The sequence below is a fragment of the Lactobacillus kefiranofaciens genome (assembly GCF_900103655.1).
Classification (GTDB): Bacteria; Bacillota; Bacilli; order Lactobacillales; family Lactobacillaceae; genus Lactobacillus; species Lactobacillus kefiranofaciens.
On record NZ_FMXC01000007.1, the window covers coordinates 35,096 to 59,393 of the forward strand.

The 24,298-nt window shown below is 37.2% G+C and carries 20 protein-coding genes and 2 pseudogenes; 17 read left to right on the forward strand and 5 right to left on the reverse strand.

Going from position 1 to position 24,298, the window contains the following annotated elements:
• Positions 1 to 24 precede the first annotated feature (24 nt).
• The 5 genes from BLP58_RS04225 to aspS all read left to right on the forward strand — a co-directional run bounded on the left by BLP58_RS04225 (position 25) and on the right by aspS (position 6,514).
• Positions 25 to 387 carry a hypothetical protein gene (locus tag BLP58_RS04225; RefSeq protein WP_013854222.1) on the forward strand — a complete coding sequence of 121 codons (363 nt, stop codon included), beginning with the start codon at positions 25 to 27 and terminating at the stop codon, positions 385 to 387.
• Positions 388 to 401: 14 nt separating this feature from the next.
• Complete coding sequence (locus tag BLP58_RS04230; protein WP_013854221.1) at positions 402 to 2,642, forward strand: RelA/SpoT family protein; 2,241 nt, start codon at positions 402 to 404, stop codon at positions 2,640 to 2,642.
• Positions 2,642 to 3,079, forward strand: a complete 438-nt coding sequence (gene dtd, locus BLP58_RS04235) for a D-aminoacyl-tRNA deacylase (protein WP_013854220.1) — start codon at positions 2,642 to 2,644, stop codon at positions 3,077 to 3,079. Before BLP58_RS04230 ends, dtd begins: the two co-directional genes overlap by 1 nt.
• Before the next feature lie 290 nt (positions 3,080 to 3,369).
• Positions 3,370 to 4,656 carry a histidine--tRNA ligase gene (gene hisS / locus BLP58_RS04240; RefSeq protein ID WP_013854219.1) on the forward strand — a complete coding sequence of 429 codons (1,287 nt, stop codon included), beginning with the start codon at positions 3,370 to 3,372 and terminating at the stop codon, positions 4,654 to 4,656.
• A 4-nt stretch (positions 4,657 to 4,660) separates the two neighbouring features.
• Positions 4,661 to 6,514 carry an aspartate--tRNA ligase gene (gene aspS / locus BLP58_RS04245; protein ID WP_013854218.1) on the forward strand — a complete coding sequence of 618 codons (1,854 nt, stop codon included), beginning with the start codon at positions 4,661 to 4,663 and terminating at the stop codon, positions 6,512 to 6,514.
• 53 nt (positions 6,515 to 6,567) lie between these two features.
• On the opposite strand, the gene BLP58_RS04250 is transcribed toward aspS, so the two are convergent.
• Together BLP58_RS04250 and BLP58_RS04255 are read right to left on the reverse strand one after the other, a co-directional pair.
• Positions 6,568 to 7,752 carry an aminotransferase class I/II-fold pyridoxal phosphate-dependent enzyme gene (locus BLP58_RS04250; RefSeq protein WP_013854217.1) on the reverse strand — a complete coding sequence of 395 codons (1,185 nt, stop codon included), beginning with the start codon at positions 7,750 to 7,752 and terminating at the stop codon, positions 6,568 to 6,570.
• A 95-nt stretch (positions 7,753 to 7,847) separates the two neighbouring features.
• On the reverse strand, positions 7,848 to 8,105 hold the full coding sequence (locus BLP58_RS04255) for a hypothetical protein (RefSeq protein WP_013854216.1): 258 nt from the start codon (positions 8,103 to 8,105) through the stop codon (positions 7,848 to 7,850).
• A 91-nt stretch (positions 8,106 to 8,196) separates the two neighbouring features.
• On the opposite strand from BLP58_RS04255, the gene coaBC reads away from it, so the two are divergent.
• The 4 genes and pseudogenes from coaBC to BLP58_RS04275 all read left to right on the forward strand — a co-directional run bounded on the left by coaBC (position 8,197) and on the right by BLP58_RS04275 (position 12,696).
• The gene (gene coaBC, locus BLP58_RS04260; protein ID WP_041817226.1) at positions 8,197 to 9,387 is read left to right on the forward strand and encodes a bifunctional phosphopantothenoylcysteine decarboxylase/phosphopantothenate--cysteine ligase CoaBC; all 1,191 of its coding nucleotides are present in this window, start codon (positions 8,197 to 8,199) and stop codon (positions 9,385 to 9,387) included.
• Between the two features lie 576 nt (positions 9,388 to 9,963).
• A complete protein-coding gene (locus BLP58_RS04265) occupies positions 9,964 to 10,758 on the forward strand; it encodes an aldo/keto reductase family protein (protein ID WP_013854214.1) in 795 nt (264 codons plus the stop codon).
• Between the two features lie 46 nt (positions 10,759 to 10,804).
• Positions 10,805 to 11,617: a sugar-phosphatase gene (yidA, locus tag BLP58_RS04270; protein ID WP_025084118.1), complete on the forward strand. Its 813-nt coding sequence runs from the start codon at positions 10,805 to 10,807 to the stop codon at positions 11,615 to 11,617.
• A gap of 64 nt (positions 11,618 to 11,681) precedes the next feature.
• Positions 11,682 to 12,696 (forward strand): annotated as a pseudogene (locus BLP58_RS04275) (NAD(P)-dependent oxidoreductase).
• Between the two features lie 6 nt (positions 12,697 to 12,702).
• Here the strand turns inward: BLP58_RS04275 and BLP58_RS04280 are convergent.
• Together BLP58_RS04280 and BLP58_RS04285 are read right to left on the reverse strand one after the other, a co-directional pair.
• On the reverse strand, positions 12,703 to 14,088 hold the full coding sequence (locus tag BLP58_RS04280; RefSeq protein WP_013854211.1) for an APC family permease: 1,386 nt from the start codon (positions 14,086 to 14,088) through the stop codon (positions 12,703 to 12,705).
• A gap of 93 nt (positions 14,089 to 14,181) precedes the next feature.
• Positions 14,182 to 14,796: a DedA family protein gene (locus tag BLP58_RS04285; protein ID WP_013854210.1), complete on the reverse strand. Its 615-nt coding sequence runs from the start codon at positions 14,794 to 14,796 to the stop codon at positions 14,182 to 14,184.
• A 135-nt stretch (positions 14,797 to 14,931) separates the two neighbouring features.
• Between BLP58_RS04285 and uvrC the strand changes: the two genes are divergently transcribed.
• The 8 genes and pseudogenes from uvrC (at position 14,932) to BLP58_RS04325 (ending at position 23,947) form a co-directional block, all read left to right on the forward strand.
• A complete protein-coding gene (uvrC, locus tag BLP58_RS04290) occupies positions 14,932 to 16,734 on the forward strand; it encodes an excinuclease ABC subunit UvrC (protein ID WP_056956874.1) in 1,803 nt (600 codons plus the stop codon).
• A gap of 78 nt (positions 16,735 to 16,812) precedes the next feature.
• Positions 16,813 to 18,117, forward strand: coding sequence for a GTPase ObgE (gene obgE, locus BLP58_RS04295; RefSeq protein WP_013854208.1), 1,305 nt, complete (start codon positions 16,813 to 16,815; stop codon positions 18,115 to 18,117).
• Positions 18,118 to 18,132: 15 nt separating this feature from the next.
• A pseudogene (locus BLP58_RS04300) lies at positions 18,133 to 20,050 on the forward strand (acyltransferase family protein).
• A 17-nt stretch (positions 20,051 to 20,067) separates the two neighbouring features.
• Positions 20,068 to 21,006: a ribonuclease Z gene (gene rnz / locus BLP58_RS04305; RefSeq protein ID WP_013854207.1), complete on the forward strand. Its 939-nt coding sequence runs from the start codon at positions 20,068 to 20,070 to the stop codon at positions 21,004 to 21,006.
• Positions 21,003 to 21,797: an SDR family NAD(P)-dependent oxidoreductase gene (locus BLP58_RS04310; RefSeq protein WP_013854206.1), complete on the forward strand. Its 795-nt coding sequence runs from the start codon at positions 21,003 to 21,005 to the stop codon at positions 21,795 to 21,797. Before rnz ends, BLP58_RS04310 begins: the two co-directional genes overlap by 4 nt.
• 5 nt (positions 21,798 to 21,802) lie before the next feature.
• The gene (locus BLP58_RS04315) at positions 21,803 to 22,039 is read left to right on the forward strand and encodes a lipopolysaccharide assembly protein LapA domain-containing protein (RefSeq protein WP_013854205.1); all 237 of its coding nucleotides are present in this window, start codon (positions 21,803 to 21,805) and stop codon (positions 22,037 to 22,039) included.
• A gap of 100 nt (positions 22,040 to 22,139) precedes the next feature.
• Positions 22,140 to 22,328, forward strand: coding sequence for a 50S ribosomal protein L32 (gene rpmF / locus BLP58_RS04320; protein WP_007125527.1), 189 nt, complete (start codon positions 22,140 to 22,142; stop codon positions 22,326 to 22,328).
• 59 nt (positions 22,329 to 22,387) lie between these two features.
• Entirely contained in the window at positions 22,388 to 23,947 is a 1,560-nt protein-coding gene (locus BLP58_RS04325; protein ID WP_013854204.1) for a bifunctional metallophosphatase/5'-nucleotidase, read from the forward strand.
• Between the two features lie 50 nt (positions 23,948 to 23,997).
• Here BLP58_RS04325 and BLP58_RS04330 read toward each other — a convergent pair whose 3' ends face one another.
• Entirely contained in the window at positions 23,998 to 24,216 is a 219-nt protein-coding gene (locus tag BLP58_RS04330) for a DUF2929 family protein (RefSeq protein ID WP_013854203.1), read from the reverse strand.
• Positions 24,217 to 24,298: the final 82 nt, after the last annotated feature.

Here is a 24,298-nt window from a genome sequence, read left to right on the forward strand (position 1 = left end):
TTTAATGAGAGGCATAGATTTTTAATGAAAAATGGTGGAAAGAAGACCCAAGAAATTCCAATAGTTAAAAAAATGAGTAAGTATGTTTGGATGCCGCTCATCTGGTGGAGTATCTTAGCTGCGGTTTTGCCTTATATTTTCAGTCTTTGCCGGATACCAATTGCTTGGCGTTTAGGATTGCTTTTTTTCGTAATTAACTGTGCAATTGCCTATCATCTGGGTTGTTTAATCGTACGATTGAAGCTTAATTATGGTTGGATTTTGTTAATGCCGATCCTATTTTGTTTAGCAATTTTGCCGCATTTTGCACTCTATAATTTAATGTTTGGTTTAATTTATTTAATAATTGAAGTTTTCGGACTAATGAATAAGAATATTTATCGCTAGAAGGGATGACCAGAATGTCCAAATACGTTGAAATGACTCATGATCAGGTAATTGATGCCTGCAAAAAGTATATGAATGATGATCAAGTTGCCTTTGTTGAGAAAGCATATGAATTTGCTGATAAGGCCCATGCTGGACAAAAACGGGCATCTGGACAACCTTATATTATTCATCCCACTCAAGTTGCAGGGACTTTAGCAACTTTAGGATTAGATCCAGATACTGTAGCCGCTGGCTTTTTACATGATACAGTGGAAGATACGCCAGTTACTAACGATGAATTAAAAGAAAAATTTGGTGAAGATGTCGCCTTTATCGTTGATGGCGTAACTAAATTAAATAAATACGAATATAAGTCTCATCAAGAATTTTTGGCTGAAAATCACCGTAAAATGTTGATCGCAATGGCTAAGGACTTGCGGGTCATTATGGTCAAATTAGCTGATCGTTTGCATAATATGCATACTCTGCAGCATTTGCGTCCCGATAAGCAACGCAGAATTGCTTCTGAAACCATGGATATTTATGCACCACTAGCCGACCGTTTAGGTATTGGGACAATCAAGTGGGAACTAGAAGACATGAGTTTTCACTATCTTAACCCAGAAGCTTACTATCGCATTGTTAATTTGATGGACGTTAAGAGAAGTCAACGTGAAAAATATATCGCTGATACCATTAAGACATTGAAAAAGACTTTGGATGAATTGGGCATTAAGTACGAGATTTATGGCCGTCCTAAGCATATTTATTCTATTTACAAAAAGATGGTCAATAAGCACAAAGACTTCGATGAAATTTACGATTTGTTGGCTGTCCGTGCAATTGTTAAAAATGTGCGTGATTGTTATGCGGTCTTAGGTGCCGTCCATACCGAATGGAAACCGATGCCAGGCCGCTTTAAGGACTACATTGCCATGCCTAAGGTCAACGGCTATCAATCACTCCATACTACTATTATTGGACCGGGTGGTCGACCTCTAGAAATTCAAATTAGAACTGAACAAATGCATGAAGTTGCTGAATACGGTGTTGCTGCTCACTGGGCTTACAAGCGTGGCAACTTTAGCGGTGTGCAAACTACCTCTTCTGGTGAAAAGTTAGACATGGTACGTGAGATCCTTGAATTAAAGGATGAGACTAAAGATGCTGGGGAATTTATGAAATCCGTTAAAAGCGATATTTTCTCGGACCGTGTATATGTATTTACCCCAAGAGGTGAAGTATATGAATTGCCTAAGGGATCAGTAACTTTAGATTTTGCATATGCAATTCATACTCAAGTTGGTAGTCATGCCGTAGGGGCAAAGGTTAACAATAAGTTAGTACCACTAGATTACAAGTTAAGAAATGGTGACGTCATTGAAATTATGACGCAGACTAATGCCACACCATCGCGCGACTGGGTAGATATTGTTAAAACTTCTAGAGCTCGTAATAAGATTCGGCGTTACTTCAGAAGTCAGGATCGTGAACAAAGCATTGAGCATGGACAGCAAATGCTTGCTAATGTGATCCGTGAAGAAGATCTTGCTCCAAAAGATTTTATGGATAAAGAGCATATTGAGAAGATCTTAGATCACTTCAATTACCATACTCCAGATGAATTGTATGCTGCAGTGGGCTTTGGCGATTTATCTGCACAGGCCGTAGTCAACCGTTTAACAATTGATTTACGTCGTGAAGATGAGAAGCAAAAGCAAAAAGAATTAGAAGAAAAGATTCTGAATTCTGGTCAACAGTCCATACAAGAGGAACAGCCAAAAAAGAACACCAATTCAGCTATGAAGGTAAAGCATAAGAATGGCGTTATGATACAAGGCGTCAGTGATTTAATGCTTCATTTGGCTAAGTGTTGTAATCCTGTTCCAGGTGACAAGATTATTGGCTATGTTACCAAAGGTCGCGGAGTAACGATTCATAGAGCAGATTGTCGCAACATTACCAAGGAAGCGGCACAGCAAGGGCGTTTGATCGATGTGGAATGGGAAAATGTTGAAGAAAACAGTGTTCAGTCATTCAGCGCCAATATCGAAGTCTTTGGCTACAATCGCTCTAATTTATTGAGCGATGTCATTAACAAGTTGAATTCACTTACCAAAAACATTACCAATATTTCTGGTAAAGTTAATGAAGACAATATTGCTCATATGTACGTTACTGTGGCGGTTAAGAATGCCGATCAGCTTGATGAAATTTTAAGTAAATTACGCGACATTCCAGATGTTTACGAAACTAAGAGGTCAGATAATTAATGAGAGTTGTAATTCAAAGAGTTAATCACGCCAAGGTAAATATTGCTGGCAAAACTGTTGGCAAGATCGGCAAAGGGTTTATGTTGCTAGTCGGCATCAAGAACGGAGATGAACTCTCTGTTGTTAAAAAAGCAGCCGATAAGATTGCTAAGATGCGAATTTTTGAAGATGAAGAGGGCAAAACTAATTTATCTTTAAAAGATGTCGGCGGTGAAATTTTAAGTGTTAGTCAATTTACTTTAATGGCTAATACTAAAAAGGGCAATCGTCCTAGCTTTGTTGATGCCATGCGTCCTCCGAAGTCTAAAGAACTATGGGAAGACTTTAACAAAGAACTTGAAGCAGATGGCTTTCATGTTGAAACTGGTGAGTTTGGTGCTGATATGCAGGTTGACCTAGAAAATGATGGACCATTTACAATCGTTTTGGATTTGTAAAAAATCGCTTACAAAGGTTGACTTTAAAGCTGTAAAAATATAAGCTAAAAAAGAATTATCGATGACAAAGAATGAAGATTAGCGATGATCTATTTTTAGAGACTGCTTGTTGTGGTGCAAGAGCAGATAGATCAGAATCTGTGACACCTTTATCAGATAATGGATCGTTTGGCGAGCGTTAATCGCAGCAACCAAAAAAGGTGGTACCGTGCTAATTTGAGCGCCCTTGATTAATTTCAGGGGTGCTTTTTATTTTTATCAAGATAGCAAAATATAAAAAGGATGATTAAATGAGAGTTCAAAAACCAAAAGGTACAGTTGATATTTTGCCTGATCAATCTGGTTCATGGCAAAAAGTCGAAGAAACTGCAAGAAACTTCTTCAATCGTGCCAATTACCGTGAAATTCGCACGCCTAGTTTTGAAAATTATGAGATTTTTTCACGTTCCAGTGGTGACAGTTCAGAAATTGTAGAAAAGCAAATGTATGATTTTAACGACAAAGGCGGTCGTCATATTGCTTTACGTCCAGAAGGTACGGCTGGCGTAGTTCGTGCTTACGTCGAAGACAAGATGTACGCTCCAGAAGTAGTTAAGCCATTTAACGTTTTCTACATGGAATCAACTTTTAGATATGAAAGACCACAAGCAGGTCGTCAACGCGAATTTCACCAAATCGGAGTTGAAAGTTTTGGCTCAAGCAACCCATTATCAGATGTGCAAACTATCATGATGGGGCATGATTTGCTGGGTGAATTGGGCGTTAAGAATTATCAACTGCATATCAATACTTTAGGTAATGAACAAGTGCGTAAGGATTACCATGATGCTTTGGTAAATTACTTTACTCCGGTAAAGGATGAATTATCAGAGGATTCACAAAGAAGATTGCGTGATAATCCTCTTCGTATCTTAGATTCAAAGGATGACTGCGACAAGAAGTTCTTGCCAGATGCACCTAAGATTCGTGATTTCTTGGATGACGATTCTAAGGCTAACTTTGAAGCAATCTTAAAGATGCTGGATCAATTGGGCATTGATTATGTCATTGACGATGACTTAGTTCGTGGTCTTGACTACTATACTGGCGTAATTTTTGAATTCATGGTTGAAGATAAGAGTCTTTGGGAATCAGCTACTACTATCTTAGGCGGTGGTCGTTACGACCATTTGGTAGAAGAATTTAATGGCCCAGCTACTCCAGCTGTTGGTTTTGGTATTGGTGAAGAAAGATTAATGCTTGTTTTGGAAAAGCAAAATCCTGCTTTGTTTAAGAATGAAGGCTTAGATTTCTTCATCACTAATATCGGTGAAGGAACCGCCCAAAAAGCAATCGAGATTGCTAGAAGCTTGCGTAAGCAAGGCTTTGAAGCTGATTTTGACGTTAACCAAAAGAAGCTTAAGGCGCAATTTAAGAAGGCTGACCGTGATCATGCTAAGTTCGTTATTACTTTGGGTGAAAAAGAACTTGAAAATGGCGTCTTAAACGTTAAGCGTTTGGCTGATGGCAAGACCATTGATTTGAGTTTAGAAGATCTCAATGATATGAGTAAGGTAATGGGAGAATTAAAGGATTAGCATAATGGAAAAGATTGAAAAAAGAACAGATTATTGTGGCAATATTACTGAAAAGTATATCGGCGAAAATGTAAATCTTTATGGTTGGGTACAACGTGTACGTAACCTGGGCAACTTGGTATTTATCGACTTGCGTGACCGTGAAGGCTTAGTACAAATTGTGGTTAATAAGGATTCTGGTAAGGACTTGATGGATATTGCCGACTCTCTTGGCAATGAATACGTTCTTCAAGTTAAGGGTAAAGTTGTTAAGCGTTCAGAAGTCAACCCAGATATGAAGACTGGTCAAGTTGAAGTTGACGCTACTGATATTATTATTTTAAATAAAGCTAAGAACCCTCCATTTGAAATTAAGAACGGTGTAGAAATTTCAGAACAAACTAGATTAAAGTACCGTTACCTTGACCTTCGTCGTCCAGAAGTTCAACAAGCTATCATCTTACGTTCAAAAATTTTGCGTGCAACGCACGAATTCTTTGACGAGAATGGCTTCATTGATATTGAAACCCCAATTTTAGGCAAGTCATCTCCAGAAGGTGCACGTGACTACTTAGTTCCATCAAGAATTTACCCAGGTAGTTTCTACGCTTTGCCACAATCACCACAATTGTTTAAACAATTATTAATGGGTGCTGGTTTTGACAAGTACTACCAGTTAGCTCGTTGTTTCCGTGACGAAGACTTGCGTGGTGACCGTCAACCTGAATTTACTCAAATCGATATGGAAATGTCATTTGCTGACGAAGAAACTATCCAAGGCTACACTGAAGGTCTTTTAAAGAAGATTATGAAGGATGTTAAGGGTATCGACCTTAAGACTCCTATTAAGCGAATTACTTGGACTGATTCAATGAACAGGTACGGTTGTGACAAGCCAGATACACGTTACGGCATGCTTATTCATGACTTAAGCCCAATCTTTAAGGATAGTGACTTTAAGGTATTCTCAGGTGCAATCGCTGACGGCGGCTTCGTTAAGGGTATTGCCGTTAAGAATGGTGCTAAGGAATACTCACGCAAGAAGATCGACAAGAAGGCTGACTTCATCAAACGTTTTCACGCTAAGGGTTTAGCTTGGGTTAAGTTTGAAGATGGCGAATTCTCAGGCCCTGTTGCACGCTTTTTAACTGATGAAAACAAGGAAGCTTTGAAGAAGGAATTCAATCTTGAAGGTGGAGAATTAGTTGTCTTCATCGCTGACAAGTGGAAGGTCTGCTGTGACAGTTTGAACCACTTGCGTCGTGAATTTGCTCATGAAACTGGTATTATTCCTAAGGGCGTTTATGACTTTGTCTGGGTTGTTGACTGGCCATTATTCGAATATGATGAAGGTCTTGGTCGTTGGGTTGCAGCTCACCACCCATTCACCATGCCAGATGATAAGGGCGTTGAATTATTGACTACTGAACCTCATAAGGCTCACGCACGCAGCTACGACATCGTTATGAACGGTGATGAAATGGGCGGTGGCTCAATTCGTATTCACAAGCGTTCAACCCAAGAAAACATGTTCAAGGCATTAGGCTTCACTAAGAAACGTGCTTATGAACAATTCGGTTACTTGATGGATGCCTTAGATATGGGCTTCCCACCTCACGCAGGTTTAGCTATTGGTCTTGACAGATTTGCTATGATGCTTGCCGACAAGGATAATATCCGTGACGTATTGGCCTTCCCTAAGAATGCTAGTGCTTCAGAACCAATGATGCATGCTCCAGCTCCAGTTGCTGATCAACAATTGAATGATTTAGGTATTGAAGTTGAAGACAAGTACCAAGATAGTGTTAAAGCAACTGAAGCTCGTCTTGAAAAGATGGCAGCAGAGGATGCTGAAGAAAACTCAACTTGGGACAAGTAATAAATTAAGATATAAAAAAGGCGATCCAAAGGATCGCCTTTTTTGATACAGTTTTAAAGATTTTTTACAAAATTGATAATACGCTTTAGAGCTTCTTGCATTTGTTCATTTGAAGAAGCATAGGAAAGACGAACATATCCTTCGCCACCTTTACCAAAATAACGACCAGGAGTTACACCAACTTGAGCTTTTTGGGCTAATTCAAAGGCAAATTGCTCGTCATCAGTGCCATATTGCTCTGGAATTTTAGCGAAAATATAGAAAGCACCTTGAGGTGTGGCCATTTCAAAGCCAACTTTTTCCAGCCCAGTTTTCATAAATTGCAAACGCAATTCATAAATTTTTTTCGCTTCTTTGGGATCGTCGTGTCCATTGTTTAAGGCTTCAACCGCCGCCATCTGAACGTTGTCTGTCACCGCTGTGACTAAGAAAGCATTAATTTTACAAATGCTTTGCATTATTTCCTTGGGACCTGCTATGTAGCCCAATCGCCAACCAGTCATTGCGTAAGCTTTAGATACGCCAGAAATTAAGATATTGCGATCTGGAATATATTCAGAAAGTGAATGGTGCTTTACTGTGTCATAAACAAGTTCTGCATAAATTTCGTCAGTTACAGAATAAATTTGATATTCTTTGATTACTTCTGCAAGTTCTTTTAAAATTTCAGCGGGATAAACGCGGCCAGTTGGATTAGATGGGTTAGTAAGAATAATCGCCTTAGCTCCCTTGCCACGACCGTCTAAAACATGGCGTAAGTGTTGAGGGGTGAGGATAAAATTATCTTTTTTGGTATCAATTTGGATAGGAATTGCACCAGTCAATTTGATTAATTGAAAGTAAAGTGCCCAAACTGGGGTTGGCACTAGAATCTTGTCACCAGGATTAAGCAAGGCCATGAAGACATCGTTTAAAGCACCTGTAGCACCAACAGTTGCACAGATTTCACTTGTAGGATCGTAATGAATACCAATTTTGCGTTCAAGATAGTTACTAATTGCATCAAGTAGTTCCGGTTTACCTGCTTGAGGAGCATAGTGTGAATCATTAGCTTGGATGTCACGGATTGCGGCATTTTTGATATGATCTGGCGTATTTAGATCAGGTTCACCAATGGTTAACTTAATAATACCAGGAATACTTGAGACTTTTTGATCAAATGCACGAATTTTAGAAGCGGATAAATTATTAAGTCTTTTGTTAATAATAGGAGTTAAGTCACTAGATAAATTTGGCATATATGTATAAAATCCTTTCTTTAATACTATTGATTTTATCGAAGCAAACAAAAGAAGACAACATATTTCTTTTCAAAAAAAGAAATGACAGTAAATCATTTCTTCTTTAGCACTTTATTTAAATCGGTATAAATTGTCTTTTTTTTATTCAAATTATGTAGCAGTGGTGAGCTTGGCAAAGTGCCATTCATTGGTTTAGCTGGATGATGTGGCTTTTTGGGTTTAACTGATTGATCAACGATTTTGACAGTGTCAACATTATTTTTTGGTGGTGTTGGTGCTGCCGAGTTGCTACAAGCAGATAAACTCGCCCCTAGTAATAAGAGCAATAATAATTTACAAATAAGTTTCATTTTTCCTCCAAAATATGATCCCCGAAAGATATTCTACTATTTTTTTACTTAATGATAAAATAAAATTAAATTGAAACATGAAGGGATTAAGATGACGAGAATAACAGTATATATGACAGGTGGGATTGCGGCTTATAAGGCAGTAGAGGCAATCCGTGATTTGGAGAAAAAGGGTCATGAAATTAGAATTGTAATGACTAAAAACGCTGAGCATTTTGTAACCAGTAATACTCTTGCCGCCTTAACTAAGTATCCAGTTCTAGATGACTTATGGAGTAAAGAAAATGAAGCTAGCATTCCTCATGTACATTTGGCGTGCTGGACTGAATTAGCGTTAGTTTTACCAGCTACAGCAAATTTTATTGCTAAAATGGCTGTTGGAATCGCCGATGACGCAGCTAGTACGACAATTCTAGCTACTGCGGCTCCTAAGCTAGTAGTACCTGCTATGAATGATCAGATGTGGTTTAACCCGGCGACTCAACGTAATTTATCTTTTTTGCGCAAAAACGGAGTCCAGATTATGGATCCGGCAACAGGAATGCTAGCAGAAGGCTATGCAGCTAAGGGGAGAATGCCAGAAATCACCGACATTGTTAAGTGGGTTGAAGATTTCTTAAAACAGAAAAAGCTTCTCCAAGATAAGACAATAATTGTAACAGCAGGTGGAACTGAGGAACCAATTGATCCTGTTCGTTTTATTGGAAATCGCTCCAGCGGCAAAATGGGAATCGCAATTGCAACGGCAGCAGCAAGTTTGGGTGCACAGGTAAAATTGATTTATGGGAATGTCACTACTACGTTGCCTCGAAACTCTAAGATTGATTTGATTTCTGCGCGATCAAGTGAAGATATGCTACAGGCGATAGAAAAACATTTTAAGCAGGCTAATATTTTAATTATGGCAGCTGCGGTAGCTGATTGGCGTATGCAAAAAGTGGCAGATCATAAATTAAAAAAGCAAGTTCAGCAACCAACTCTAAATTTAACTTTAGTTAAGACGACCGATATTTTGGCAACGATAGCTCATCATAAACAAGAAAACCAGATCGTGGTGGGCTTTGCTGCAGAGACTAATGATTTAATGCAGAATGCTGAAAAGAAACTGCAATCTAAAGGTGCAGATATGATTGTGGCTAATGATGTGTCGCAAAATGTTTTTGGCAATGATCAAGATCAAGTTACGCTTTTAGATAAAGATGGGACAATTAATCGTTGGGCGCGGATGAGTAAGATAGAGATCGCTAAGAAGTTGCTTAAAATAGTTGCTTCTAAGCTATAATATATATGCATATATATTATAGCAAAAATATAAAAGCTGCTAATGTAATAATTTTGTAATATAGCAATCAACTATTTATGTATGTACTGAGACTATACAAATATATTTATTAAAAATAACATAAATTGCCTTTATAACCTCTAAAAAAGCTTGTTTTCCTACTTAAATCTAGTATTATAGGTAATGGGAATTAAGAGACTGAGGAGAAAGAGTTGATGCGTTAATAATCAGCCCTTTCTTTTTTATGGTTTAAATTCAAAAAACGTATAGAATTACTAAAAAATTTCTATAATATAAGAAAGCATAGAGGACTTGATATGACGCACTTTATAGCGGGCTTAAATGATGACATGGTCTCATAGTTGATACAATATTTCTGATATACGTATAGGATTTAGTGATATATTGGTGTATGCTATAAGTAAGATGCAAAGGAATTAAAAATTATAAGACGACTAAGTTTTTAAATAACTATGCACATATAGGGAATAGAAGAGGCAGAAACATATTAGATAAAATGTAGAGGTGTAAAGTGTGTACTCTGATAAAACAATAACATTAAACAACGGAATAAAAATGCCTCAAATTCAGCTGGGTACCTGGCTCATCAACAACGATGACGTTAGAAAAACAATACGTCAAGCAATTGAGGTAGGTTATCGCGCCTTTGACACTGCTAAGGACTATGGTAATGAAACGGGTGTTGGTAAGGGTATTTGGAATTCCGACGTGGAACGTAGTGATATCTTTTTAACTACTAAATTACCAACTGCAGTTAAGGATTATGAAGGTACAAAAAAGGCAATCGATGATGCATTGGATCGATTTAGCTTGGAATATATTGATATGATGCTGATCCATTCACCTCAACCTTGGATTGAAGTGAATCGAACTAATGATCGTCATTTCGAAGGAAATCTAGAGAATTGGCGCGCAATGGAAGAGGCGGTTAAAGCTGGTAAGATTAGGGCAATTGGTGTTTCGAACTTTCTAGAAGAAGATGTAGATAATATTGTCAAAAATGGTAGTATTAAGCCAGCTGTTAATCAAATTGAAGTTCATATTGGCAAAGTACCGAAAGAATTAATGGATTATTGCCAACAGTTAGGTATTCTAATCGAAGCATATTCACCACTTTCTCATGGTCGTTTGCTTAATGAACGCAAGGTACGAGAATATGCTAAGAAATATAAGGTTTCTGCAGCTCAATTAATGCTTGCTTTTGACCTACAGTTAGGTTGTGTTGTCTTACCTAAGAGTGACAATATTTCAGAAATGAAAGATAATTTAGCAGTTAATTTCAAAATCAGTGCTGAAGATATGGCAGAATTAATTAAATTGAAAGAAAAAGTACTTACTTTGTCAGTTTAGTGAGTATCGCGAAAAAGCGATACTTTTTTATTGGAAATCGAGAGTAATGGAAGATATTAAATTAATTGCCATTGATATTGATGGCACCTTAGTCAATTCTAAAAAGAAAATTACGCCTGCTGTTAAACAAGCAGTCTTAAGAGCGCGTCAAGCAGGGATGCAGATTGTTATTTGTACAGGTCGACCATTGTCTGGGGCACAGCAATATTTGGATGAATTAGGTTTAAATAATCAAGCTGATCAATATGTCGTTAGTTTTAATGGTGCTGTTGTTGAAACTACTAATGGTCAAGTTATTTTTAAGCAGGGATTGAATTATGAAGACTATATTGATCTAGAAGCAATTGCTCGTAAATTAAAGCTGCATTTCCATAGCGTTAGTTTGGATAGAATTTATACAGCTGAACGTGATTTAGGTCATTATACGATTTATAATTCTCGAGTGGTAAAATTAGAAGTTTCTTATCGAACACAGGCAGAGATGCGTCAAATCCCAATTATTAAGTGTATGTACATTGATGATCCAGCCTATTTAGATAGTAAGCTGGAAAGTTCATTGTTTAAGCAAATGGCAAGGCGAGTTGTTTTTTCAAAGACAGAGCCGTTTTATTATGAGGCTACTGCGGCTGGTGTTGATAAAGGAACTGGCCTAAAGAGATTATGTGATCATTTGAATATTGAGCCTAAAAATGTCATGGCTTTAGGTGATCAGGCTAATGATATGCCAATGCTTAAATATGCTGGTCTCGGAGTAGCGATGGGCAATGCAGTAGATTATACTAAAAAACATGCAGATGAAATAACTGCTGATTGTGATCATAATGGTGTTGCTGTAGCGATCAATAAAATCTTGAAATAAGATATTATTTTCCTTCAAAGAGTGTTATCTTTAACTAAAGCTATTGAATAGAGGTTTTGAAATAATGAATAAAGCAAAAGTTTTGGTTTTAGGCGGTTTTAAGGGACGATGCTTTAACTGATTTAAAGAATAACTGTGAAGTTACAATTGGTCCTGTAGGGCATCGTCCAGATGATGATCGTCAGTGGGTACTTGATCATATTGCTGAATATGATGGTGTGATTGTGGCTAAGATCCCTTTTGATAAGAAAATAATTGATGCTGCTAAGAATTTAAAAATCATTTCAACTTATGGGGTAGGTTTTGATCATATTGATGTTGCCTATGCTAAGCAAAAAGGCATTGTTGTTTCAAACTGTCCGAAAAGCGTGTTGCGTCCAACTGCTGAATTAACTTTAGCAATGATCTTGGGTTCAGCACGGCGGTTACGCTATTATGATCATGCTTTGCGTGAAGGTGTCTTTTTGGATGCTAATGAGTATGACAATCAAGGCTACAGTATTGAAGGCAAGACATTAGGTATTTTAGGTATGGGTAGAATTGGCCAGCAAGTGGCACGGTTTGCTAAAGCTTTTGGTATGAAGATAATTTATCATAATCGTCATTGTGTTGCTGAAGATATTGCTAATGAATTGCAAGCAAAATATGTTGATTTTGATACTTTAATTAAAGAGTCTGATTTCTTAACTTTACATTTGCCTTTGACTAAAGAAAGTCATCACGTTATTAATGCGGATGTCTTTAAGCAAATGAAGAAGACGGCATTTTTAATTAATGTCGCTCGTGGATCGCTCGTCAATGGTGAGGACTTAGTTTCTGCCTTAAAGAATGATGAGATTGCCGGAGCAGCACATGATGTCTTTGAAAATGAACCACATCCAAGACAGGAATTAGTGGAGATGGATAATGTAATTATGACACCACATGTGGGCTCGGCTACTCATGTTGCTCGTTATAATTTAACTAAAGAAGCAGCTGACAATATTTTGAATTTCTTTGAAAATAAACAAGCAGAAAACAAATTAATTAAAGGCAATCAAAAAAGCGCGATATTTGTTCGCGCTTTTTATTTTACATAATATTAATTATTCATGTTCTAGTTGACTGTGATGGTAACCATAAACAAAGTAAATTATTGCTCCAATAATTAACCAAATGCCGGCCATTAAATATATTTCTGAACTCAAATGACAGATCATGAAAATGCAGATTAAGCCAGAAATAATTGGTAAAAATGGATAGCCTGGAACTTTAAAGCCATCATTCGTAATATTTGTTCTTTTTCTTAATTTTAGAATGCCAAAGGAAACTAAGGTGAATGCAAATAAGGTACCAAAGTTAACTAGGTTGGCTAGCTGATCAACAGAGAAGAAAGCTGCTCCTAGTGCAATAATAATAGTGACTGCAATTAATGCATTTTGTGGTGAATGGTGCTTTTTGTCTAATTTGCTAAAGCTTGCAGGCAATAAACTGTCACGGGCCATAGCATAGATTAATCTGGAGCTGGAATAAATCATTGTCAGCATCATCGTAGCCATTCCTAACATCGCACCAAAGGACAAAAGCTCAGCCACCCAATTTTGGTGAACATATTGTAAAGCAAAGGCAACCGGATTGGAAACGTCAAGATGGGTATAATTGACCATTCCAGTTAATACGATGGATACGCCAAAGTAAAGTACGGCTGCAATTGCTAGTGTTCCAATAATGCCGATTGGCATGTTCTTCTTAGGATTCTTAACTTCAGCAGCTGAAGAAGAAACAACGTCAAAACCGAGAAAGGCAAAGAAAACTGTCGTTGCTCCCTTAATTACACCAGAAAAATGATAAGGCAAAAATGGGTGGTAATTGCCTGGTTTAATAAATTGTAATCCTACGAAGATAAAGATTAGAATAATCGCAATTTTAATCGCAACGGCGACGACATTGATTCTAATCGAATTTCGCATCCCATTTGACAAAAGAATACTGATTAAAAGAATAATTAAAACTGAAACTAGATCAAAATATACACCATGAGATAAATTCATTGGACCTGAAATAGCTTGAGGCACCTTTAAACCAAATGGGGCGATGAAGGAACTAAAATATGAGGACCAGCCAGCAGCTACAGTGGCTACTGATAGCATATATTCCAGAATTAATGCCCAGCCGATAAGCCAGCCGGTAAATTCACCATAGATGATGTTGCCATAAGAATAGGCACTACCAGCCACTGGAATTGCAGAGGCAAACTCTGCATAGCACATGCCGGCTAATGCACAAACAATTGCAGCTACGACGAATGATAAACTTACTCCAGGTCCTGCTAATGTAGCTGCAACCGTACCAGGCAGAATAAAGATTCCGGTTCCAATTACTGCGCCAACCCCGAGTGACATTAGATCGACCGCATTCATTGTTTTAGAGAACTTGATATCTTTGCCAAGATAATTCTGAATGCTTTGTTTTCTAAAAATGTTAAATTTCACACAATCATCCCTTTAATATAAAGATAGATTAATTTTACATTATATTTTTAATTATTTGAAGAAGAAAAAGCCTATTCATGCGAATAGACTTTTTTAGTTAGCTTTGATTTTTTGCTTGTACCACTTAATGGAATAATAAATAGTCGCTAGAAGAATCAATGCCCCAATGACTAAAGAATATTCTTCAAAGATATTTACAATCACGTGCCATTTTTCACCCATATAAGAGCCTAAGCAAATAAGAATTGTATTCCAGATCAAACTACCTAGCGTAGTATAAAGTAAGAACTTCGTGGGCTTGACTTTAGCAATACCAGCGGGAATTGAGATCAAGCTCCTAATGACTGGGATGCAGCGACCATAAAAAATAGCCCCCGTACCATATTTTTCAAACCATTTAATTGCTTTTTTTACATCGCCTTTTTTAAAACCCAGCATTTTAAATAGTTTGTGATTAAAAATTTCTTCTAGTCTTGCTTCATTGAGCAAGCTGCCAATCCAATAAAGAATGAGGGCTCCTAATACTGCACCGATGGTTGAAGCGACAATCACTAACGGAACGCTCATTTGTGAATGGTGCGTTGCAAAGCCGGCAAAAGAAAGAATAACTTCTGATGGGATTGGGGGAAAGATATTCTCAATGGCAATTAATAAACTTACCGCAAAGTAGCCTAGTTGATTAATTAGGTCAAAAACGATATTTGTCATGTATTTTTCTCCTAGTTGATTTTCTTTAATGTATCAAATTTTGGCCTAGATAGCTATGTTTCTAAGCAAAGTTAATATCTTCTTAAAAAAGCTGTGTTAAACTATAAAATGCAAATTTTTGGTGGGGTGCAAAAAATGGCAACACAATTAATTGAAAATAAATTGAAGCTTTTGCCTGAAAAACCGGGCTGCTATTTAATGAAAGACGTGAATGGCTCAGTTATTTATGTAGGCAAATCCAAGAACTTAAAAAATAGAGTACGCTCATATTTTAAAAGCAAACAGGTGGGACGCCGAGCTGAGTTGGTTCGTGAAATTAGGGATTATGATATTATTACGGTTTCTACAGACAAAGAAGCCTTCTTACTAGAAATTACGTTAATTAAAAAGTATCAGCCATACTATAATGTGCAATTAAAGCAAGGTACAGGCTATCCATATATTGAAATTACCAGAGAGCATGATCCGCAGACTCGCTTGACTAGTATTGTCCATAAGGATGGAGGCTATTACTTTGGCCCATATCCTAACGTGTATGCAGCCCAGGCTACTTTGAAGTTTATTCAAAAAGTTTTTCCACTGCGGCGCTGTCATGGCTACCAGGGAAGGCCATGTTTGTATTATCATATGGGGCAATGTTTAGGAGCTTGTTTTAATAAAGTTCCTCAAAAAGAATACGATGAACAAATTAAAAAGATCAAAAGCTTTTTAAATGGTGATATTGGTTGGGTTAAACAAGATCTGACTGAAAAAATGAGTCAGGCTGCAGCAAACTTAGAATTTGAGCGCGCTGCTGAGATTCGAGATCAGCTAAAATATATTGAAGAGACTGTTGAAAAGCAAAAAATTATTTCTAACGACAATACGCAACGTGATATTTTTAATTATTACGTTGATAAATCATGGATCTCTATTCAGATTTTCTTTTTGCGCCAGGCTAAATTGCTAAGAAGAGAGACGAAGATGTTTCCTTTAACAGACGCGTCTGATCCAGAAGATACATTTGCCACATTTATCGTTCAGTTTTATGAACAAAAAAACCGAGTATTGCCAAAAGAAGTTTTGCTACCTGAAGGTTTTGATAATCACACTCTAGCTGAAGTCTTAAAAGTTCCAGTCAGAACGCCGAAAAGAGGACAGAAGAAATCTTTATTAGATATGGCTAAAGACAATGCTAAACTAAAATTGGATGATAAGTTTAGGCTGTTAGAATTGGGCAATCGTAAAACTAAGGGAGCACAAAAAGAAATTTTTAATGCACTCGGCTTGCCATATGGTCACATTATTGAAAGTTTTGACCATTCACATATTCAAGGTGCTGATCCAGTGTCAGCATTAGTTGTTTTTAAGGATGGTGAACCCTTTAAGACGGCTTATCGTAAGTATAAGCTAAAGGGTGAAGTTGAACACCAAAATGGTGGAGACGAAGTGCGTAATACTCGTGAAGTAGTTAGACGGCGTTATGGGCGTTTGCTACGTGAACATAAGAAGATGCCGGATTTGATTCTTATGGACGGGGGACAAATCCAAGTAGATGCCTGTGAAGATGTTCTGCGTAATGAGCTAAATTTAAATATTCCGGTAGCTGGGATGGTTAAGGATGATAAGCACAGAACCAATCATTTGTTATTTGGGGATCCAATCAATGGTATTCCTTTAAAGCTAATACCGTTAAATCCTCAATCTGAAGGGTTTTATCTAATGACTAGGATTCAAGATGGGGTCCACCGCTTTGCTATTACTTTTCATCGCAGACGTCATGCGAAGAATGCCTTGTCTAGTCGACTTGATTCAATTAAGGGTATTGGACCTAAAAGTCGCAACAAATTGCTCAGAACTTTTGGATCTATGAAAAAGATTAAAGAAGCCTCAATTGAGGATTTAAGAGCTGCAGGACTAACTTTACCGCAATCGCAAACTGTAAAATTAACATTGTAATACCTAGAAATCGCGCTAATTGGCGCTCTTCTGTGGTATAGTATAAAAGTTAGATTAAGACGGAAGGAAGAGAAAAACATGCCAACATTTGTTGATCAAACTAAAATTGAAGTTCAAGCCGGAAAAGGCGGCGATGGCATGGTGGCTTTCCGCCATGAAAAATATGTTCCTAATGGCGGACCAGCTGGTGGCGATGGTGGTCGCGGTGGTAGTATTATCTTTGTCGCAGATAGTGGCTTGCGAACATTAATGGATTTTCGTTATCGGCGCAAGTTTAAGGCTGATAACGGTGAAAATGGTCGGATTAAGTCACAATATGGTCGCGCTGCTAAAGATCTTTATTTAAAAGTACCAGTTGGCACTACGGTTTATGATTTTAATACTGATGAATTGATTGGCGATTTAGTTGAAAAGGATCAAGAACTAGTTGTAGCTAAGGGTGGTCGCGGTGGCCGTGGTAACATTCACTTTGCAACTAGTGTAAATACGGCGCCTGAAATTGCCGAAAATGGTGAACCGGGTGAAGATCGGGTTTTACGCTTAGAACTTAAATTGTTAGCTGATGTAGGACTAGTCGGTTTTCCATCAGTAGGGAAGTCGACGCTACTATCAGTGACTACTAAGGCTAAACCTAAGATTGCGGCTTATCAATTTACTACTTTAACGCCTAATTTAGGCATGGTGATTTTGCCAGATGGTCGTGATTTCTCTATGGCTGATTTGCCTGGTTTAATCGAAGGGGCAAGTCAAGGCGTTGGCTTAGGTATTCAATTTTTGCGTCATGTTGAGCGAACTAAGGTCATTCTGCACTTGATCTCGATGGATCCGAATAATGGCCGTACAGCTATTGATGATTACCACACCATTAAGCAGGAATTGAAAAACTATGAAACAGATTTATCCAAGAAGCGCGAATTAATTGTTGCTTCACAGATGGATATTCCTGGTGCCGAAGAAAAATTAGCAGAGTTTAAAAAAGCATTACAAAAAGAGGACAATAGCGAACCTGTTTATGAAATTTCAAGTGTTACTCATCGAGGCGTAAGCAAATTGATGAATGATACGGCAACTTTAGTTGCAGAAGTAGAAAAAGAGCGCGCTGAGCAAGAGCCTGAAATTACTCAAAAGACAAAGGAATATAAATACAAGGCTCCACAGAAGAATGAATTTACTGTAGAAAAAGTTGGCGAGCATGAGTTCGTTGTTAAGGGTGAGCAATTGGAGCGGTTAGTCCAGATGACTAACTTAGATCATCAAGACGGCATTATACGATTAGCTAGACGGTTGAAACGCTTAGGCGTTGATGACGCATTGCGTGACAAGGGAGCAGTTAATGGCGATGACGTTGCTATTGGCAAGTTTGTCTTTGAGTTCGTGCAATAAGGGTAGAGATAACATATGAAAAAAAATCGGTTTATAACAGGATATTCTGGACTTAGAGCATTAGCAGTTATTGGTGTAATTCTTTATCACCTTGATCCTAATTCCTTTATGGGGGGCTATCTTGGTGTGCCGATTTTTTTCGTGCTATCAGGATATTTGGTAACTGATCATATGATGAATTCGTATGTTCAAACAGGATCATATGATAATAAGCATTTTTATTTAAGTCGGATAAAGAGACTGTATCCGCAATTAATTACGGTTTTATGGCTAAGTGCCGCATACATCTTTGTCTTTCAACGAAATTTGTTAGCTAAATTGAATCAAATTGTATTGGCTAATTTATTAAACGTTTATAATTTTTGGCAAATTGGTAATGGACAGAGCTATTTTGAACGCTTTGCTTCAAATGAGTCGCCTTTTACTAACCTATGGACGATGTCTATTGAAGGTCAATTTTATATCGTATGGCCGATTATTATTTATTTGTTAGTAAAATTAGTCAGAAAAAAGAAGAATATCTTTTGGATTTTATTTGGTTTATCTTTAGCTTCCGCAATTGAAATGGCTGTGCTGTATTTATTGCGATTTGATATTAACCGAATTTATTATGGTACTGACACACGTTTCTTTTCGTTGGGATTAGGAGCAGTACTTGCTTTAATTTGGCCAATTGCGCAACTTAATCCACATGTTAGAAAAAAAGATACTTTAATTTTGGATATCATGGGGCTAGTTTCCTTCCGTAATCATGATGATGTTGTTCTTTTCTAAGGCAATGGATCCCCAAAGATCATTTGCTTACTGTGGAGGGATGCTATTATTTACGCTTGATATCTGTATTTTAGCGGGAGTGATTGCGCACCCAGGTAGCCATTGGAATCGTATTTTGACTAATAAGTTATTTGATTGGATCGGCTCTAGAAGTTACGGGATTTATCTTTACCAATTTCCAGTAATGATCTTTTTTGAAGATAAGGTGAATATTGGTGATCATCCTAATGCTTATCATATTATTGAAATTATTCTTATTTTGTTGATCACGGAGATTACTTATAGATTAATTGAGAAGCCAATGAGCAAGACCTCTTGGAGTAAAACTAAAGCTTATTTTGCTAGGATTTTTGATTGGGATGCGACTGATTATGCTAAAAAAATTCAGGCCTTTATTGCATTTTTGATCTTAATTGTAGGTAGTGCTGCAATCGTTGTTGCACCACGTGTTAAAGCAGAAGATTTTAATAAGAGCCAATTGGCTGAGAGGATTAATCAAAATACTAAAAAGCAGAAAACTGATAATGCTAAGTTAATTAAAAAACTGAAAAAGCAAAAGCAGAAAAAAGAAGATAAATCAAAAGCTATTCAAGAAGCAACGAAGCAGGCTACCCAGCATCCTGTAAATAAGTCTTACGTAAAATATGGAATTTCTCAATTGGATTTACAACTAGCACAAAAAGTCCAAGTAACAGCAATTGGCGATTCTGTAATGGCAGGTTCGAGCAGCAACTTAAAGCAATTGATGCCTAAAGCGTTGATTGATGCGGCTGTATCACGGCAATTAAATGTGGCATTTGGTCTTTTGGATAATTATAAGAGTCAGGGCGTTTTAGCTGATAATGTCCTAATTGGCTTGGGAACAAATGGACCATTTTCAATGGATGATTTAAATAAAATTATGTATGCTGTTGGTCCTAGAAGAAAAGTATTTTGGGTTAATGTACATGTGCCGACCCGTGATTGGCAAAATTCGGTGAATAGCTTGATAAAGCAAGGAGCAAAAAGATATCATAATCTTATAGTGATTGATTGGTATTCATATTCGAAGAATCATCCTAAGTGGTTTTATGGCGATCATACTCATCCTAATTTAATTGGATCAAAGTATTATAGCGCGCTAATTACCAAGACAATTGTTAAGCATTCAAAATTTTAAATTAGAATAGGATTTTCATGGAATTAGAATTCTTAGGCACTGGGGCGGGTCAGCCGTCAAAGCAGCGTAACGTTTCCAGTGTTGCACTTAAATTATTAGATGAATTAAATGAGATTTGGCTATTTGACGTTGGAGAAGCTACACAGCATCAAATTTTAAGAACCAATATTAGACTACGTAAAATTACTAAAATTTTTATTTCTCATAATCATGGTGACCATATTTTTGGTTTGCCAGGATTACTTTCAACTCGGTCTTTTCAAGGCGACGTTGGTCCATTAACAATTTATGGTCCCACTGGAATTGAACAGTTTGTTAAAACTGCATTGAAAGTTTCTAGAACTAAGATTTCATATCCAATTAAGTATGTAGTTTTATCAGAACCAGGTTTGATTTGTGAAGACAAGGATTTTCGTGTATATACGGATCAATTAGAGCATCGCATTCCTAGTTTTGGCTTCCGTGTAGTAGAAAGTTCACATTCTGGCGAATTATTGATGGATAAATTAGCTAAATATCATGTACCAAATGGGCCACTTCTTGGTAAACTAAAGAGGGGTGAGCAAGTAGCCTTAGCAGATGGTACTGTTTTAAATGGTAAAGACTTCTTGGGCCCTGAAAAGCCTGGTCGGATTGTGACGATTATCTATGATACGCGTTCTACGCCTAGCATTGCTCGTCTGGCTAAAAATGCAGATGTTCTAGTACATGAATCAACCTTTGCTGGCAATGAAGCCAAGATGGCTCATAATTATTATCATTCTACGGCAGTTGAAGCAGCAAAAGTAGCTAGAAAAGATAATGTGAAAAAATTATGCTTGAATCACATCTCCGCTCGTCATATGGGAGCAGAGGCTAAAAAATTAGAAAAACAAGCGCAAAAGTTTTTTCCGAATACAATGTTAGTGAATGATTTTGATCGGGTTAATATTCCAATGAAAGGTTCAAAAGAATGAAAGATTCATTAAGAAATAAAGTTGTTATTGTTACTGGTGCTTCGAGTGGTATTGGACGTTCCATTACCCTTGAAAGTGCAGGCCGAGGTGCTACGGTGATTTTAATTGCGAGAAGAAAGGATCGCTTGGAAGAAATTGCAGCTGAAGCTAGAGAATTATCAGGTGCTGAAGCATATGTCTTTTCAGCTGATATGGGTAAGCCTGATGATATTGAAAAAACTTTTGATGAAATTACTAAGCAAGTTCATCATATTGATTTTTTAGTTAATTGTGCTGGATTTGGTAAATTTGAAGAATTTATGGATCAAAAGATGCAAGATGTGACTAATATGTTCCAAGTTGATGTTTTAGGCTTGATGTACTTTACTCGTTTAGTAGGACGTGTCATGCTTGAACAGAGAACGGGACAGATTGTTAATTTCGGCTCTATTGCTGGCAAGGTGCCGACTACTAAGTCAGCTGCTTATAGTGCTGCTAAGGCGGCAGTGATCCAATTTTCAAATGTATTGCGTCTTGAATTGAAACCATTTGGCATTAAGGTAATGACGGTTAATCCAGGACCGGTTTACACTAATTTCTTTAATGTTGCTGATAAAACTGGCAATTATGTCAAAAATGTACAAGAATTTATGCTTGATCCAGATGATGTAGCTTGGCAAGTAGTTCATTTCTTTGGTAGTGACAAGCGTGAGCTTAACTTGCCCCTCAGCTTGGCAGTATGCGCAAAGTTATATAACTTGTTCCCAGCAATTGGTGATAAACTTTCATTAGAGTTTGCTTCTAGAAAGTGATGGATATGAAAAACCAAAAGAATTTAGTTATCGGTTCAATAGTAGCTTTAATTGCAGTGATTTTTGTTATTTTGAATACTAAACCAGTTGTAATTAATTTCGGTTTTTTCAACGTTAAATTGCCGTTGATCGTGGTCTTGGTAGTGATGGTCATTATTGGGATGATCATTGCCTGGTTCTTTGGACACGATAAAGAAGAGAAGCATCATTTTTTCAATAAAAACGAGAAGAAAACTGAATAGATCTTGATTTATTCTAGATTGAATAGTATCATTGAATCACGTGAGTAATTCAGGGTAATTAATCCTGAAGCTTAAGACTACAATAAAGGAGATCAATTAAATGGCAGTTCCTGCAAGACATACTTCTAAACAAAAGAAACGTTCACGTCGTGGTCATATTAAGTTAAGTGTTCCAGCAATGCACTATGATGCAACTACTGGTGAATACCGCTTAAGCCACCGTGTTTCACCAAAGGGTTATTACAAGGGTCGTCAAGTTGTAAAGAACAACGATAACGGCAATAACTAATAAAAGGGCACCTGTAATGATGGTGTCTTTTTTTATGCCTCAGAAAAGGAAATAAAGCGATGAAATTAGTATTTTTACATTCAAGTGATACCCATGGCTTTCTCTTGCCTACGGATTATCAAAATAAAACCAACTATGACGCACCATTTAGTTTAAGTAGAGTTAGTTCAGTAATAAAGTCTGAGAAGAAAAAATATGGGGCTGATCATGTAGTAGTTACTGATGCGGGTGATTGCCTACAAGGAGGTTCGCCTCTTGCTTATTATACGCATTCTACTGGCGATTATCATGATTTGCGCAAGTTTACTGATGCCTATAATGCGGTGGGCTATGATGCACGTTGTTTGGGCAATCATGATTTTAACTTTGGATTAGATTATTTAAGCTACTACGTTGATAATAACAAGGCTCCAATTATTAATGACAATGTTTTGGATGCTGAAACTGAAGTGCCATTTTTTGGTCGTGAATATGTCATCATTAAAAGAAACGGCTTAAAAATTGGTATTTTGGGTATTACTACACAATACATTCCGCATTGGGAGCCTAAAGAAAATGTTGCAGGTCTAAAATTTGCTTCGGCATATGAGAAGATTAAGCATTATGCTAAAATTTTGCGCCCTCAAGTAGATATTCTAGCCGTAATGTATCATGGCGGCTTTGAAAGTGATCCAGAAACAGGAAAGGCTACTGAACCACATCGTGGTGAAAATGAAGGATACAAGATTTTAACTGAAATTCCTGAAGTTGATGTTTTCTTAACTGGCCATCAGCACCGTCGCTTGAATTTGGTTACTAAAAATACTGCAATTGTTCAACCTGGTTATCGTGGTGAAGCTGTTGCAGAAGTCATTGTTGAAGTTGATGATAATACTAAAAAGATCACCAATATGACGACTAAGCTGATTGATACTAAGGATTATGCTCCAGATCCTGCTGTAGTCGAAAAAATCGCTGATTTAGACAAGAGAACTCAAGAATGGTTGGATAAGCCTATAGCTTATTTAAATAAGCCTGCACGGATTGAAAATGCCATGAAGGGCCGAATTGAAGGTGCACCTTTCATTAACCTGATTCAACAAACGCAATTATGGTTTACTAAGGCAGATGTTTCCGCTACGGCTGTCATGAGTGAAACTGCTAAGGGCTTTAATGAAACAGTTACTATGCGTGATGTTTTGTTAAATTATCCATATGCTAACCAGCTTTGCCGAGTTAAGCTGACTGGTAAAGAGTTGCGTCATATTATTGAACATAGCGCCGGCTTTTTGAAGAAAGATAAAGATGGCAAGATTGGCTTCATCGATCGCTGGATTAAGCCTAAGCCAATGCTTTATAATTTTGATGTCTTTTATCCAGTTGAATATGAAGCTGATTTATCTAAGCCAGAGGGTGAACGTTTAACTAAGCTTACTTTGCATGGCAAGCCAATTGAAGATGACAAGATATATCATTTGGCTGTTAATAATTACCGTGCGATGGGCGGTGGCTTTTATCCTGAATATAGTATGGATAAGATTGAAACCACTTTGGATAAAGATTACGTACAAATGTTTAGCGAATATTTGACGCATGGCAATATCGAAGTGGATACTAAGAAAAACTACAAGTTTTATTAAAAAACAAAAACACGTGGATTTAATTTCCACGTGCTTTTTTAGAATAAAAATTATTTTAAATTACTATATTTACTGTTGTCTTTGTGTGAGTGAGCGGTAATCGTAGCAATAATTGCAGCAAAGAGAATGCCGAAGATAACCCCAACAACTAAGCAGTTCTTAAGATCAGCTCCGCTGAATGAAGCACTCTGAACTAAAGGACCAGCAATAAAGCCAATGATTAACATATAGATCACGCTCCACACAATTGTGATGATATAACGACCCATAATGATTCCTTCTTTCGGATAGAATTTTATCAAAAAAAGGGCATAAGATCAAACTTGATTAATCCAGTTTGATATACTGGAG

Excerpts from the sequence above, each read along its gene's own strand:
- rnz (WP_013854207.1), top strand. The coding sequence starts at position 20,068 with ATGGAATTAGAATTCTTAGGCACTGGGGCGGGTCAGCCGTCAAAGCAG.
- BLP58_RS04225 (WP_013854222.1), top strand. The coding sequence starts at position 25 with ATGAAAAATGGTGGAAAGAAGACCCAAGAAATTCCAATAGTTAAAAAA.
- BLP58_RS04285 (WP_013854210.1), bottom strand. The coding sequence starts at position 14,796 with ATGACAAATATCGTTTTTGACCTAATTAATCAACTAGGCTACTTTGCG.
- BLP58_RS04310 (WP_013854206.1), top strand. The coding sequence starts at position 21,003 with ATGAAAGATTCATTAAGAAATAAAGTTGTTATTGTTACTGGTGCTTCG.
- BLP58_RS04315 (WP_013854205.1), top strand. The coding sequence starts at position 21,803 with ATGAAAAACCAAAAGAATTTAGTTATCGGTTCAATAGTAGCTTTAATT.
- BLP58_RS04230 (WP_013854221.1), top strand. The coding sequence starts at position 402 with ATGTCCAAATACGTTGAAATGACTCATGATCAGGTAATTGATGCCTGC.
- uvrC (WP_056956874.1), top strand. The coding sequence starts at position 14,932 with ATGGCAACACAATTAATTGAAAATAAATTGAAGCTTTTGCCTGAAAAA.
- obgE (WP_013854208.1), top strand. The coding sequence starts at position 16,813 with ATGCCAACATTTGTTGATCAAACTAAAATTGAAGTTCAAGCCGGAAAA.
- yidA (WP_025084118.1), top strand. The coding sequence starts at position 10,805 with ATGGAAGATATTAAATTAATTGCCATTGATATTGATGGCACCTTAGTC.
- dtd (WP_013854220.1), top strand. The coding sequence starts at position 2,642 with ATGAGAGTTGTAATTCAAAGAGTTAATCACGCCAAGGTAAATATTGCT.
- BLP58_RS04325 (WP_013854204.1), top strand. The coding sequence starts at position 22,388 with ATGAAATTAGTATTTTTACATTCAAGTGATACCCATGGCTTTCTCTTG.
- rpmF (WP_007125527.1), top strand. The coding sequence starts at position 22,140 with ATGGCAGTTCCTGCAAGACATACTTCTAAACAAAAGAAACGTTCACGT.
- BLP58_RS04330 (WP_013854203.1), bottom strand. The coding sequence starts at position 24,216 with ATGGGTCGTTATATCATCACAATTGTGTGGAGCGTGATCTATATGTTA.
- BLP58_RS04255 (WP_013854216.1), bottom strand. The coding sequence starts at position 8,105 with ATGAAACTTATTTGTAAATTATTATTGCTCTTATTACTAGGGGCGAGT.
- BLP58_RS04265 (WP_013854214.1), top strand. The coding sequence starts at position 9,964 with ATGCCTCAAATTCAGCTGGGTACCTGGCTCATCAACAACGATGACGTT.
- BLP58_RS04250 (WP_013854217.1), bottom strand. The coding sequence starts at position 7,752 with ATGCCAAATTTATCTAGTGACTTAACTCCTATTATTAACAAAAGACTT.
- coaBC (WP_041817226.1), top strand. The coding sequence starts at position 8,197 with ATGACGAGAATAACAGTATATATGACAGGTGGGATTGCGGCTTATAAG.
- hisS (WP_013854219.1), top strand. The coding sequence starts at position 3,370 with ATGAGAGTTCAAAAACCAAAAGGTACAGTTGATATTTTGCCTGATCAA.
- aspS (WP_013854218.1), top strand. The coding sequence starts at position 4,661 with ATGGAAAAGATTGAAAAAAGAACAGATTATTGTGGCAATATTACTGAA.